Genomic DNA, 15161 nt, shown 5'->3' on the forward strand with positions numbered 1-15161 from the left:
ACGTCATGTCATACAAACGCAGTTTTATTTTAATTTTATCTGTATTATTATTTGGATTAGCGGGAAGTGCCGTTTTTAATTATTATATCGATCCAGCGGGGATCTTTCGGACGAGCCAATATGAAGCCGGAATTGCCAATATAATTCTTAGCGGAAAAAATGCAGCTAATGTAGGTAATTGTGATGAAAGATTAGTACAAAAATACATTGTCGAAAATAGCAAAGATCAATTAGACGTTTTGGTTCTGGGTTCAAGTCGAACGATGCAAATTCATAGCTACTTATTCCCTCAAAAGAAATTTTTTAATAATAGTGTGTCTAGTGCTGCTTTGGAAGATGATATTGCTATCTTCGGAATGTATCAGAAAAAAAAAATACTTCCTAAAAAAGTTATTATTGGGTTAGATCCATGGCTTTTAAATAAATATAATGGACGTATGGATTGGCAGTCTATTGCGAATGATTACAAAAATGCGTGTGGTTATATGGGGATAAGCTATTCTTCAGCAAAAGGAAAAACGTTAGAGCAAAGGATGTATAAAAAATATCTGGAGTTGATATCATTGCCTTATTTGCAGGCATCTTATCAAAATTGGAAACAGCGCAAAACGAAACAAAACACATATTATGAAACGACGGCAACTGACTTACCAGTTTCTATTAAGTTTGCGGATGGGGCATTAGGTTATCCAGCTGCGCAGCGCAATGTCACAGTAGAAGATGCAGAAGCAAAAGCTGTTAAATTGGCTGCGTCTAAACCAATAGAGTTCCTTGGTGATTTTAATGAAATGGACAAAGATTATCAGCAAGAATTTGAGAAATTTATTGCCTATTTACAATCTCAAGATATAGAAGTTGTTTTCTTTTTACCGCCCTACCATCCACTTGTTTATAATGTTTTGCAAATAAATCCTCAATATTCGGTCGCAAGAGAAACGGAAACTTACTTTAGAGATTTTGCCAAACAACACAACATTAGTGTATTGGGGTCTTACAATCCAGCTATCAATGGTTTATCTGCAGTTGATTTTTATGATGGTATGCATATAAAAACCGAAGCAGTCGATAGGGTTTTTAAATCTGGAATTCTAACACAATAAAATAGGACAATAAGCCTATTTTACTTCAGGGACACGTTTGCTATATTGTTAAAGGGTATAAATCAAAATTAGGTGAGAATATTAAGATTTATAAAGAATAAGTAAACTGTTTGAATGAAAACCACAAAGGACTGTGGAAATAACAAGGGAATGTGCTGAACTATATAACAACACAATAGAAGTTTTACAGTTATTGTGTAGGGTATACGTATAGACATTTGCGGTTTGGCAAGTGTACGTATACCTTTTTTGTTTCTCACTTTTTTTATAGAGAGCGTTTGTTTTTTATAAAAGGCAGTGGTAATATTTCAAATTCAAAGTATAATAAAAGGATTTTGTATTATACTGAGATAAAGTTTGTGCATAAGCATACATGTTATGTGTGCTTGAAATAGAAATATGTATAAAGATGATATCATTTCGTAGAAGATTTGAGTTATAACTGGAAAATTCATGCACCATAGAATTGAAATATGTTATAATACAAGGTATATTTATAATAAAATAAAATAAAATGAGATGGGAGTGTTTAATATCATTAAACGTTCTATATTGGCAGGCTTGCTCGCGTTGACATTTGCTGTGGCGAATTTTTCGTGTGCCTATGCTGCTCAAGAAGAAAAACCCGTAGAACTTGTAGCGAATGATCAATTTAAAATTGCTCAATTGGGTGCGGGACAATTGACAGATGAATACAGATTGTCTAAATATGATGTAATCAATATCATGATTGTTGGGTTTTCCAATACGTTTGGTGTTAGTAACAGTGATAATAGTGTTGGCATATCGTCCACGCAATCTGCTACTACGACCGAAACACTAGGTGCAAATGACATTATGATAGGACCGGATGGTTATGCTCAACTTCCTTATGCTGGAGCAGTTAAGCTTGCTGGACTTACCGTGAAAGAGGCAACGGATGTTTTATCACAAAAACTGAGCGAATATATAAAAATTCCTAGCATGTCGGTGATGATTAAACGGTATGGACCGCGAAAAGTTTATGTTATGGGAGAAGTGAAAAAACCAGGGATTCAAGAACTTACCGTGGATTCGATGAATGTGTTTGCCGCTGTTTCGTCAGCAAGTGGTGTAGCTACCCATGGTCGACCAAAACATATTCAAGTTTTACGAAGTATCGGTGATACGATGTATTATAAAGAAGTGAATATAGATGCCTTTATCAAAAAGCATGATTTGAGTCAGAATCTTGCCTTACAAGATGGCGATATTGTTTATGTTCCTGCTTCGAACAAGATTGATATTACAGAAGATATTTTACCATTAGTGAGTTTATATGGTGTATATCGTGGTTTGACCAATTAATTACTAAAAGAAAACAAGGAGAGTTTAACTTTTATGGATAAAGAAGAATCAATCGATTTGCGGGAACTTATGCAGATCGTTATTCGACATAAAAAAATCATGTGTATTATAATTACTGTGTGTACAGCAATAGCGATGATTACGGCATTTTTTATATTGCCAAAAACTTACGAATCAACAACCTTGGTTCGAGCCAAATCAAGCAGCAAATTGGATCTGTCAGGGGCTTCAGCAGCGATGGCTGCACTTGGGGTAGGTGGGGCTGCAACATCACCTACCATGGTGTATATAGAGCTTATGAAAAGCCGTGCGGTAGTTAACCCGATTATTGAACAGCTTGATTTACCAGCAGAAAAAAAAGAAAATCTCACAGCAAAAGGTTTTGCTAAGAGTAGTCTTGAAATTATAAATACGAAAGGTACGGATTTGATTGAAATCAAGGCGAAAGGGGAATCCCCAGAAGAAGCACAACAGATTTCCCAAGGCGTGGTGGATGGTTTTTTGAATTTGATGACCCAGATGAATCAGGATCAACAATCGCTTATGGCGAAGTTCTTATCAGGGCGGATTGATGTAGCGCGAGATGACCTGGATCAGGCTACACAGAAGTTAGATGCTTTTGGACAAGACAAAAAAGTTTATGTACCAGAAGTGCAAGCAAAAGCAGAAATTGAAAAAATGGCAGCGTTTGATACCATGTACAGTCAACTAAAAGTTAAAGAAGATAGCGCCAATGCACAGCTGCAGAGTGCTACGTCGCAGCTTGGTAAACAGAATTCTGCTTTAAAAGAATTTAATGTAGCGGATAATCCTACGATTCAAAAAATCCGTGATAGCATTGTTTCAGCGCAAGTTGAATTAGTGGGACTGCAGCAGCGATACCAAGATAAGCACCCTGATATTATTGCAAAACAACAGGAAATCGCAGAGCTTAACACGCAGCTTGGCAGGGAAGTTTCTAACTATGTGGATGCCGGAACCGTGACGATGAATCCGGTGCAGGCGGGACTTATTAAAGATAAAGTAGGTGCTGAGACGGATCTTGCTGTTACACAGGCAAGCTTAAGTGCAATTCAAGGACTGCAAAAAAAAGCAGAAGGCGATATGAGCAAACTATCTTCGGACAGTATGGAATATATTAAACTACAACGTGATGTAACCATAAAACAGGGTATTTATGTGAGTTTGGTGCAAAACTATGAAACAGCACGTGTCCAAGAAGCGATGAATAGCATGGATATTCAAATTGTTGATGCGGCGGATTTACCGAACGGACCAAGTGGACCAAATAAAAAATTAATCACAGCGATTGGAATGCTTGTCGGTTTAATCATTGCATTTGGCTATACGCTGCTACTGTATAGTAAACGGAGATAATATAAGGAGATAGATGGTATTCTTTATTATGGATAGATTTTTGATGTAATAAAGAATACTCTTGCTGTCTAGGCTTTTGAGGAGCGTAGTTATGATAAATGTAATATTGCGGCAACGCAACTGGGCAGTAAAGTTGAATTATTATCTTAGTCCGGGTATTTTAGTTGTTACAGATTATCTGGCAGTATGTCTGGGAATCTACACATCAATATTTTTTAGAGATGCAATAGTGGCATTTTGTGGAATGGACAGTAATGTTTTGACAATAAAAGATATTCACTTGTATTTTGTTTTACCGATCATTTATATTGGCTTTATTGCTTATGCTGATATGTATAGGCGCCGCATGATGTTCTATCAGTTTGCGGGTTCACTGTTTCGCATTTCTACGTATGTATCGATTATGATTATATTTATCGGATATTTGATAAATATAGCAGAGCCAATATCACGAGTTTTTATGGTTTTATTTTGGCTTGTTAGTTTTTTGCTTATTTCTCTAGAACGTTTTTGGACAAAAAAACTTCTGGTGAAATTTGGTATGTGGCAATGGCCAGTCATTATTGTAGGAGCAGGGAAGACGGCTGAAATTTTGGCTGCTGCGTTTGAAGAAGATAAAAGTGTGGGCTATAAAATTGTTGGATTTATTGAAGATGAAAAAGATCGACCTTTATTAGCAAAATATCAACACTTAGGTGAATTTGATCAAGCTGAAGAGATAATAAAAGCGGCTGATGTGCAGGATGTTATTTTGGCAACACCTGGGCTCAAACGAGAAGAGCTTGTGCAGCTTTTTTATCGGATTCAACCTTATGTAAGAAATCTAACAATTGTACCAGATGTATTTGGTGTACCAATTGGTAATATAAAAACGGAAGTTTTGTTTAATGAACAAGCTCTTTTGATTAATACTTGTAATAACTTAAATCGTAAGTCTAATCAAGTCTTAAAGCGTCTGTTTGACATAGTTGTCGGCAGTGTTGTTTTCATCTGCATTTTACCGATACTTATGATACTAACAATCCTTATAAAATTGGATTCGAAAGGATCACCTTTTCACATTGCGCAGAGGATTGGTAAAAATGGTGAGCTGTTTTATTGTTATAAATTTCGTACGATGTATGAAAATTCAGATGTGATTTTAGAAAAATTTTTTCAGACAAACCCGCAGTATAAGGAAGAGTGGGAAAAGTTTGCAAAACTAAGAACGGTCGATCCTAGAGTGACAAGAGTGGGGAAATGTTTGCGCAGATATAGTTTGGATGAATTGCCACAAATTGTTAATGTACTTATGGGAAGTATGGGACTTGTTGGACCGAGACCGTATTTACCGAGGGAAAAAGAAAAAATTGGACATTATATGCATGTGATTTGTATGACAGTGCCAGGGATTACAGGGCTGTGGCAAGTTAGCGGCAGAAATGAAATATCATTTGAAGGTAGATTGAAATTAGATTCATGGTATGTACGAAATTGGTCATTATGGCAGGATATAGTATTGTTATTTAAGACGATTGGTGTCGTGTTAAAGCGAAAAGGGGCATATTAATGAAGGTTTTGCATATTAGTGAATATGCCCAGGGAGGGCTTGCGACGTATATTAAAACGTTGTTTAGTTATGATGGCAAAGATAATATTGAAAATTATTTATTGGTTTCGGAGTATAAATCGGACCATCAATGGAATATCCCTTCAGATAAGGTGAATTATTATCATTATAAGAGAGGGCTAAAAGATATATTACCAGCAATGTACGCGATACAGAAACATATTGCTAAATTACAGCCTGATATCATTTATATACATAGTACGTGGGCCGGCGTATTGGCAAGGTTTCCATATTTGTTCAGAAAGAAAAATGTAAGGGTTTTATATAATGCGCATGGGTGGTCCTTTCTTAGGGATACAAGTGGATGGAAGAAGTGGATATATGCTTTGATTGAATGGGGGTTAAGTTTGACAACAGATGCAATTATAAATGTTTCTGATTATGAATATCAAAGTGCTATGAATTATGGTTTATTCAAGTCAAAGTTGATAGTCATTCATAGCGGAATATCCTCTAAGGAAGATTGTAATGAGGTCTGTTTTGAAGTGAATACTAATAAGATTAATTTGCTTTTTGTGGGTAGGTTTGATCCGCAAAAGGGAATTGATTATCTGTTGAAAGAAATAAAAAAATGTAAACGTAAAGATATTCATCTTTACGTTATTGGAGATAACGTCGTTTCTGATGGGATGGGTATTCAGGCAATCAATAATGATCGAGTGACGTTCTTAGGCTGGATTTCGCATGACGATGTTGCAGCTTATTATAAAGCCTGTGATGCTGTTATTATGCCATCACGTTGGGAGGCGTTTGGATTGGTTGCGATAGAGGCTATGAAATATATGAAGCCTGTTATAGTTAGTGATCGAGGAGCTTTACCTGAATTAGTAAAGGATAAAGTTAATGGTTATGTTTTTTCAATGGATGAGAATAAAAGTCTTGGATATATTTTAGAAAATTTAAGCCGAGAAAAGTTACATGCTTTAGGGGAAAAAGCACGACAAGTTTTTGAAGAGTACTTTACAGATCAACATATGTTAAAAGAAACAATAGAGGTATATAAAAATGCAACCAGTAAAAGTTTTACATTTTGAATTATCTAGTAAATTAGGCGGAATAGAATCTTTTCTTTATAATGTTTATCGCAATATTGATCGAAAGAAAATACAGTTTGATTTTGTGACTAGCGTTGAACATGCTGCTTTAGAAGACGACTTTAAAAAGATGGGGGCAAAAGTTTATTATATCAAACGGAAGAACATTTTAACGTATTTTTTAGAAATAAAGCAATTATTGATTAAAAATAAATACGAGGTTGTACACATTCATAAAAATTCTGCGGCAAACATCATACCATTGCTTGTTTGTAAATATGTGGGGATAGAAAAGATTATCGTACATGCCCACAATACAAATCCATCGAAGGGAAATTTAGCAAGGGTATTGCATTATATAAATCGCCCTATATTAAATAGGTGCAATGTGAGAAGGCTTGCTTGCTCAGATAAAGCCGCACACTGGTTATTTGGCAATAATACAGATGCAATGATTATTAATAATGGAATTGAAATTTATAAATATCAATATAATTCAGCAATTCGTAAAAAAAAGCGGGAAAAATTGGGCTTCACTAATGATGACTTTATTCTTGGAAATGTTGGACGAATGACGCAACAGAAAAATCAGTTGTTTTTGCTAGATATTTTTTATGAAGTGAGAACAAAATACAAAAAATCAAAATTAATTATATGTGGAAATGGTGAATTGGAAAAGAAAATACAGGAGAAAATTGTTGGTCTTGGTTTAATTGATGATGTGCTTTTACTTGGTGTTCGACGAGATATAAATGAAATATTACAGGTGATGGATGTTTTTGTTATGCCTAGTCTTTATGAAGGTTTACCTGTTGCAGCAATTGAAGCACAGGGGGCTGGATTGCCTGTTATTGCATCGGATACAGTTTCCAAGCAGACTAATATATTAGCAAGTTATTGTAATGTACCATTGAGTGAGTCCGCTCAATATTGGGCTAGAGTTATATTGGATAAAAGAACTTACTTCAGGAATAATACAACTGGATGTATTACAAAAGCAGGTTTTAATATAGAGTATACAGCAGGTATTTTAGAAAATTTATACTTAAATAAATAAGTATAAATTTTTATAGTGCTGTTATGCAGAAAAAGGTGAGAATTGTATGTCAACGCAGGGCTGGTTGTTGTTTCTAATTACAATATTTGTTGTATTCATGGGATTTGCTATAAAAAGATCAAAAATTGTATTCCTCATTCAGCTTATTTGGCTTATCTTGCTAGTAGGGGGTAATACAGGTTCTTTAGATTATGATATTAATGCTTTATTGTATTTTGGCGGAATTAATGGTTGGGACTGGGATCAATTAACTTTATTGGGTTGGCTATATGCTATATTAACCGGTAGTGCTAATGATTGGAATTTTGGATTTATAGAGTATAATTTTATCATGTCAGCTCTTTCTATAGGGCTTATTGGTTATGTAATTAAGAAAAATACATATAATTATAATGTGGTAATGTCATTGTTGTATTTTTATCCGGTTATTGAAATGGTCATACAAAAACGATTTTTACCTGGTATGGCAGTAATGCTTTATGCAACACAATTTCTAGGGAAATGTGATCTTAAATCGAGTATAAAATATTTAGCGTGTCTGGTAATTGCAGTGGGGTTACATAGTTCGCTGATATTTTATATTTTATTTTTTTTCTTATCACGTTTTTCGGATCGGCATACAAAATTGCTAAAAAAATTGATAATAATCCTTTTTTTAGTGGAACTTATTGGCGGGCAGTTAGTACCCATGATTGCCGGGGAGCTTTTTGCAGCTGATAAAATTGAATTGTATTTTTCAACGTATGCGGAGAAATCAAGTTGGCTGAAGTTTATTTGCTGGGCCGTGTTACACTTATATTTTGTTGGATTGGTTTGTTATATATATAGAAAAAGTGATAAAACAGAGTTGGGTTTCCTGACTTATAAATTGAATCTCTATTCATTGATTATTATTCCGTTATATACAATTGATCCGGTATTTATGCGATTTTATCGTATAGTATTGATCTATGATTATATGTATCTTAGCGGGTATATGACCTGGAAATTTTCTAACAATAGTAGTAAGAATATTATTGCTACAATTGGCTTATTGCTAGGAACTTTTATTTACTTCTATGTTTGGTATTGTGCCGGGATTGGAAATATGACGTTTGAAAAAATGGCGCAGCCTGTTTTTGAAAATAATATATTGGCGGATATCTTATAATATTATGTTGGAGGAGATTACTTGATTAAGATAAGATTGAAAGGGCGACTTGGCAATCAGCTGTTTATTTATGCGTTTGCCAGGTGTCTGGCAGAAAAATATGAAGACCATGTTGTGATATACGATCGTAAGGATGAAGAAGATTCGATATGGCATTCACATCTGGATGGATATAAATTGCATACGAGTGTGGGATTTTCTTCAGATAAAAAAAAGTTTATGCAGATGGACTTATATCAAAAATTACTCTTCGTCTTTGATCGTTTTTGTATAAAAGCCCTTAATCCTGTGCAGAAAAAAAGATTTCAGGAATGGAAATTGAAATATTATACGCAGCATGGTCTTTTATTGTGTATGGATGGGGTGTTTAACTTACCAGATCGAATTCCAAAATCATTATATTGTGATGGGTATTTTCAATCAGCAGAGCTTTTTGATTGTATTCGCGATAAGCTGTTATTGGAATTACAACCAAAAGAAGAGCACAGGCAGACAGAAAAAGATTTTATCGGGCAGATTGAGAGTACAAATTCTGTTTGTTTAACAATCCGATTAGGCGATTATATAAACAATACAACACATCAGGTTTGCACTAAAAAATATTATTTAGATGCAATGCAAAAAATGAGGGAGCTTCACCCGGACTGCATATTTTTTGCATTTTCCGATGAAGTAGAGAAATTAAAAACTATTTTAGGTGATGATGGTTCTATTATTTATGACTCGGGCACGTCAAAGGACTATATGTCATTGGATATTATGTCAAAGTGCAAACATTTTATAATATCTAATAGCAGCTTTAGCTGGTGGGCACAATATTTATCTGATAACAAAGATAAGGTGGTTATTGCACCGTCTAAATGGTATGCAGACGCAGTCCCTTGTGATATCATGCAAGATGATTGGATCTTATTAGATTGCTGATTTTAGGAGATTAAGATTATGATGTTAAGTATTATTGTTTTAGTTTATAATGAAGGAGAATTGTTGAGACGATGTATCGATAGCTTATTACATCAGTCAAAGAAGTGTGAATATGAAATCCTTTTGATTGATGATGGATCACAGGACTGTTCTCGTGATCTTTGTGATGAATATGCACAGAACCATAGTGAGGTTTATGTTTATCATAAAAAAAATGGAGGCTGTGTGCATTCGCGAAAGTTTGGAATAGCACGTGCACAAGGTGAATATATTACGTTTGTTGATGGTGATGATTTTGTTGAGACAGATTATATAGCTGCTATACTTATGGCTATTGAGCATCAGGCCGATTATTATATTTTAAATAATAAACGGAATTTTTTTATGCATGATGGTTTTTATATTGAAAAAAATTTTATGGGAAATGGTTATATTGATTTAGAGCAGGCATATTACTGGATTTTGAATTCAATGGCTGGTGCAGTATGGGATAAAGTGTATGTAAAATCTGTATTAAATGAGCAGAACATTATATTTGATAAATTTATTACTTATGGTGAGGATGTGTATATTAACTTACAATATCTTCAAGGTGTGAAATCGGTTTATGTGCAAGATACAGCTGCTTATATACACATATTGAATTCGCCGACAAGTGTATGCGAGAATGATGTCCCTATTAAGCGGCTGGATGAAATAAAAGTTTTGTATGATGTCGGAATTGATTTTATGATAAAGAGCGGGTTTCAGCAATTTGAAGATAAATTTAAGTTTGCTATAATAGGAAATTATATTAAGACAATAGGCCTTATGATGGCTCAGGGGATGCCAGAGAAAGCGGTAAGAAAGTACTGGTTAGATGGACCCTTTTCAAGAGTGCTGCAGGATGTGTCCCCTCAATCTGTCAAAGAAAAGATTTTTTTCTTGATATTGAAAAAAAAGAATTTTTTAGCAGCAAAATGGATTAGTAAGATTTTGCATTCATCATGGTATTATTTATATAAAGACTCTTGTTATGAAAAAAAGGATAAGAAGTTGAAATCAAGATTAAGGGCGTGAAGGATTGAATCGTAGTGTGTTTATAATTCCTTACTTTGGAAAGTTTAATAATTATTTTCAGTTGTTCTTGAATTCTTGTGAAAAGAATCCTGATTTTGATTGGTTGATTTTTACGGATGATAAACGCGCATTTAACTATCCATCGAATGTTCATGTGTATTACACAACATTTGAGTTACTTCAGGAGAGAATAAAACATTTATTTGATTTTGATATTATATTGCATCAACCCTATAAACTTTGTGATTACAAAATAGCGTATGGATATATTTTTCGTGAATATATAAGAGACTATGAATTTTGGGGCTATTGTGATATCGATATGCTTTTTGGAAGAATTTCTAAATTTATTACAGATGAGATATTAACCCAAAATGATAGAATACTAGAGCGTGGTCATTTGACGCTATTTAGGAATTGTGAACAGATTAACAAATTGTTTATGAACGATCATAAGGCACTATTTATTGATTATCGATATGCCTTTACGACTAAGTATTGTTGCCATTTTGATGAATTTGAGCCATGGAATCAGGTTATGCAAGATATGAAGCTTAGGCAGTGGGTTGTACCTATATTTGCAGATATTTCTAGTGATAGCTATCGCTTTGTTCTTGAATATGGAAATCATAAGAAGAATAAACAAATTTATTTGTGGCGTGATGGTATTTTGAGTAGGTATTATCTTGAGAATGGTAAAATCTATCAGGATGAATGGTGTTACATACATTTACAAAAACGAAAAATGATATTGGAAGACAGTATAGATAATATGGAATATTGGATTGTTCCTAATAAGTTTATAGCGTATAGTGAAGCAGGTCATATGGAAAAATTCATTGATATGTATGGAATTGATGAATTTTATCTAAATCGAAAAATTGGGCGAATAAAAGAGATTTTGGAAAATATTTTAAACGGTGCACTATTGTTTAGAATAAAGAGAATTAGAATAAGAGATAAATAAATGTGTGGAAGGCTTTTTGTGATGAAAAAGAGGAGAGTATTTCTATGGTTTTAGATGGTGTAGTGACATTATATAATCCAGAACTGGATGTTTTAGGAAATATAGAGAGCTATGTTGGCTGTCTGCGAAATTTGTATGTTTTTGATAATTCAGAAAATGTAAATACACATATTAAACAATGTTTGGAAAATAAACCCAATGTGATATATGTTTCATTTAATAAAAATAAAGGCATAGCAGAGGCCCTTAATTATGTTTTAGATGTGGGGCAAGATACAAAGTTTTTGTTGACTATGGATCAGGATACATCTTTTCCAACAGGTATGACGCAAGCGTATATAGCGCAGGTTGAAATGTGGGAGAAATTGAATCCAAATGAGGTGGCAATTTACTCAGTGAGGATTATGCTTAAACATGGCATGGTAGATGAATACTCAAAGAGCCCTGAATATATTGACTGTACGATAACATCAGGAAATATAGTTAGTGTTAGTGCTGCAAGGCGTGTTGGTGGGTATAATAATGATTTGTTTATTGATGAGGTAGACAGTGACTTTAGTTTAGCAATTAGGCAGTGTGGTTATAAAATATTACGATTTAATAATATGTTTATTAACCATTTAATAGGAGATATTTCAAAAGAACAGTGTTTATGGTTTTCTTATAATACAAGCAATCATTCTCCTATACGCAGATATTATATGATGCGTAACAGACTATATATGATGAAAAAATATCCTAAAATTAGAAGAGCGTATGGTATATCTTTATTAAAGATTATTATAAAAGTTCTCTTGGCAGAAAAAGATAAGTGTAAAAAATTGAAGTATATGTTTTTAGGAATGTATGATTTTTTATTTGGGAATATGGGAAAATATAAAAGGTAATATTTGCGAAAAGAATAGTACAAGATATATAATGAATATGTGATTGAGGTGATATGTTGAACATTTTTAAGAATATACATGTGCGGATTTGTGAACAAGGAATATTTTGTACATTTTTGTTTTATGTGTTACATATGATGGATATTATGTATGGGTATGGAATATTTCAAAGGAGAATAGCAATAAAATGGACTTCTCGCATATCTGGGACTAAGTATATGAAAATTGGTCATAATTTTAGTGCTGGAGAGTATTTGTGGTTATCTGCAATAGATATACATTATAGTCATGGAGTGCTTAAACGTTTTGCGCCTCAAATAATTATTGGGAACAATGTCAGCGTTGAAGACTTTGTGCATATAGGTTGCGTTAATCACATCGAAATAGGTGATAATGTTCTTATGGGAAGCAAGATATATATTACAGACCATAATCATGGGATTTATAATGGGGAGATTCAAAGTAATCCTTTAACTCCACCAGCAGGACGTAGTTTGGATGAGCATAAAGAAGTAGTTATTGGTTCTAATACTTGGATTGGTGAATTTGTTACTATTTTGCCCGGCGTACATATCGGCGAAGGCTGTATTATAGGGACACATAGTGTGGTTTCACATGATATTTTGCCGTATTCTATTGCGGTGGGAGCACCAGCGCGTGTAATTAAACAATTTGATTTTAAAAACAAAAAATGGGTGCGAGTGTAAGATGACACTATAAGTACAAATATAATATAGCAATAGCATTAATGAAATTTTGATGAGGTTGGAAAATATATAATGCTACAATAAATCAAGACATTTTCTGAACACAATTATAATGTGATCTGCTATAAAGAAGGATGGTTCATTATATGTTGCGTACAAGAAGAAATTTTTCAGCTTACCATATTATGATTGGTGAAAAAATCTAAAACGTCAGATTCATTATAAAAAATTTGTACTTATGTCTTGATAAGTGAGTTGCTATACTCCCCGAAACATTCACAAACGGTAAAAAATGGAACGTTCTCATAAATAGTTAGAAATCAAAGTATGTACTTTTGAGTTACACTTGCAATTTGCGGGGAGGCGTTTTCTTGTAAGCAATAATACACTGAAACTTCTTTCGGTGTTCATTGCAGTCTAGTAGATTTATTATAATCATATCAAAAAATGTCTTATTTTATGTTAGCTATTTATAATAGGAGAAATTGTATGACAATTAATGACAAATTTGATAGAGCAAAAGCTATCATACAAAGGCTAATACAAGAGGAAAAATATGAGGATGCTTTGCAACTCATTTCTTCGCAGGCGGATATTATGTATACTTATAATCAGTGGTATACGGATGATGACCTAGAAAAATTGCTTTACGATATTGAAAATACACTTTCGGTGGATGCTGTTATTGATTCGGTGGGGGAAAATACAGTTTTTTATTATGATGCATTCGGTCTTAATAATCGTGGTCTTACTCAGATTTATTTGGCGGCATTGCTGAAGTTGAATTTTCACATTGTGTACGTTACAATTTTAGAAGCTAAGGGAAATATTCCAACCATAGAGTCTTTGTTAAATATAGGGAATGGTGAGGTTGTTTATTTAGCAAGCGCTTCATCTTCATATAGGGTAGCCAATTATCGAGCATTATGCTCAATTATAGCTCGTGTTAATCCGTATTATGCTTTTCTTTATACTACACCTTCGGATGTTTCGGGGATTATGGCATTTCAACATTTTGCAGGTCAGATGCAACGATACCAAATTAATCTGACAGATCATACTTTTTGGCTTGGACGAAATGCTTTTGATTATTGTTTGGAATTTCGTAATTATGGAGCATCAATTTCTGTAAAATACCGACAGATTCTAGCTAATAAGCTTTTGAAACAGCCATATTATCCGATTGTCAATCAGAATATTCTTTTTGAAGGATTTCCTTTTGAACGAACAGCGGATGACTTTATAATTTTCTCGGGTGGTTCAATTTACAAGACGGTTGATAAAGCGCATACGTATTATCGGTTAATTGAATATTGTCTGCAAAAATTTTCCCAAGTGAAATTTTGGTATGCAAGTAACGATGATAATGTTGAGTTGGTGGATTTGATGAAAAGATATCCGACGCGAGTATATCATACGAGGGAACGACAAGATTTATTTCAAATCATGAAAAATATAGATATGTATCTTAATACCTATCCAGTTTCAGGTGGATTGATGGTCCAATATGCTGCTTTAGCGAAAAAAGCACCACTAACACTTGTTCATGACGATGATGCGAAAGGAATTTTAATTGGGCAGGAAAATTTGGATATTGAATTTTATATGATTGATGATTTTAAGAAAGAAGTTGTTCGTTACATTGAAGATAAAGATTATAGAGATAAAAAAGATGCGCGCATGGACAATGCAATTATCAGTGCAAGCGAGTTTACGGAGAATTTATCGCGTATCATGCAGACGTCTACATCGGCTTATCCAATAAAATGTATTGATATTGATACGATGATTTTTCGGCAAAATTATCGAGAAAAGTTTGGTGAATATGGTTTTGAAATGGCGTTAGTAAAACGAAATAATTTGCGTTTTATGCGTTATTTTCCTGCTATGTTTGTTAAAGGAATTATGTTTAAGTTGATAAAAAAATTTAAGCAGCGGGTTTGAAAGAGTAAATATGGGAGGTG

General features: G+C 33.7%; 13 protein-coding genes. All 13 read left to right on the top strand.

Going from position 1 to position 15161, the window contains the following annotated elements; all coding sequences use genetic code 11:
• Positions 1 to 5: 5 nt before the first annotated feature.
• The 13 genes from BMY14_RS01020 (at position 6) to BMY14_RS01080 (ending at position 15141) form a co-directional block, all read left to right on the top strand.
• A complete protein-coding gene (locus tag BMY14_RS01020) occupies positions 6 to 1100 on the top strand; it encodes a DUF1574 family protein (protein WP_091828422.1) in 1095 nt (364 codons plus the stop codon).
• 519 nt (positions 1101 to 1619) lie between these two features.
• Positions 1620 to 2426, top strand: a complete 807-nt coding sequence (locus BMY14_RS01025; protein ID WP_177177431.1) for a polysaccharide biosynthesis/export family protein — start codon at positions 1620 to 1622, stop codon at positions 2424 to 2426.
• Positions 2427 to 2459: 33 nt separating this feature from the next.
• Positions 2460 to 3803 (top strand): GumC family protein, encoded by a 1344-nt coding sequence (locus BMY14_RS01030; protein WP_091828423.1) that lies wholly within the window; start codon positions 2460 to 2462, stop codon positions 3801 to 3803.
• 91 nt (positions 3804 to 3894) lie between these two features.
• The gene (wbaP, locus tag BMY14_RS01035; RefSeq protein WP_091828424.1) at positions 3895 to 5352 is read left to right on the top strand and encodes an undecaprenyl-phosphate galactose phosphotransferase WbaP; all 1458 of its coding nucleotides are present in this window, start codon (positions 3895 to 3897) and stop codon (positions 5350 to 5352) included.
• Positions 5352 to 6446, top strand: coding sequence for a glycosyltransferase (locus BMY14_RS01040; protein ID WP_091828425.1), 1095 nt, complete (start codon positions 5352 to 5354; stop codon positions 6444 to 6446). The genes wbaP and BMY14_RS01040 overlap by 1 nt, the downstream gene beginning before the upstream one ends.
• Positions 6418 to 7503, top strand: coding sequence for a glycosyltransferase family 1 protein (locus BMY14_RS01045; RefSeq protein ID WP_091828426.1), 1086 nt, complete (start codon positions 6418 to 6420; stop codon positions 7501 to 7503). Before BMY14_RS01040 ends, BMY14_RS01045 begins: the two co-directional genes overlap by 29 nt.
• 46 nt (positions 7504 to 7549) lie before the next feature.
• A complete protein-coding gene (locus BMY14_RS01050; RefSeq protein WP_091828427.1) occupies positions 7550 to 8653 on the top strand; it encodes an EpsG family protein in 1104 nt (367 codons plus the stop codon).
• Positions 8654 to 8674: 21 nt separating this feature from the next.
• Positions 8675 to 9577, top strand: a complete 903-nt coding sequence (locus tag BMY14_RS01055) for an alpha-1,2-fucosyltransferase (RefSeq protein WP_091828428.1) — start codon at positions 8675 to 8677, stop codon at positions 9575 to 9577.
• 18 nt (positions 9578 to 9595) lie between these two features.
• A complete protein-coding gene (locus BMY14_RS01060; protein WP_091828429.1) occupies positions 9596 to 10636 on the top strand; it encodes a glycosyltransferase family 2 protein in 1041 nt (346 codons plus the stop codon).
• Between the two features lie 4 nt (positions 10637 to 10640).
• Complete coding sequence (locus tag BMY14_RS01065; protein WP_143063125.1) at positions 10641 to 11603, top strand: DUF6625 family protein; 963 nt, start codon at positions 10641 to 10643, stop codon at positions 11601 to 11603.
• Between the two features lie 44 nt (positions 11604 to 11647).
• Positions 11648 to 12490, top strand: a complete 843-nt coding sequence (locus BMY14_RS01070) for a glycosyltransferase (RefSeq protein WP_143063126.1) — start codon at positions 11648 to 11650, stop codon at positions 12488 to 12490.
• Positions 12491 to 12624: 134 nt separating this feature from the next.
• The gene (locus BMY14_RS01075) at positions 12625 to 13197 is read left to right on the top strand and encodes an LbetaH domain-containing protein (protein WP_091828690.1); all 573 of its coding nucleotides are present in this window, start codon (positions 12625 to 12627) and stop codon (positions 13195 to 13197) included.
• 489 nt (positions 13198 to 13686) lie between these two features.
• Positions 13687 to 15141, top strand: a complete 1455-nt coding sequence (locus tag BMY14_RS01080) for a hypothetical protein (protein ID WP_091828432.1) — start codon at positions 13687 to 13689, stop codon at positions 15139 to 15141.
• The last annotated feature ends 20 nt before the right edge of the window (positions 15142 to 15161 follow it).

It is taken from the genome of Propionispira arboris, from assembly GCF_900109225.1.
GTDB lineage: Bacteria > Bacillota > Negativicutes > Selenomonadales > Selenomonadaceae > Propionispira > Propionispira arboris.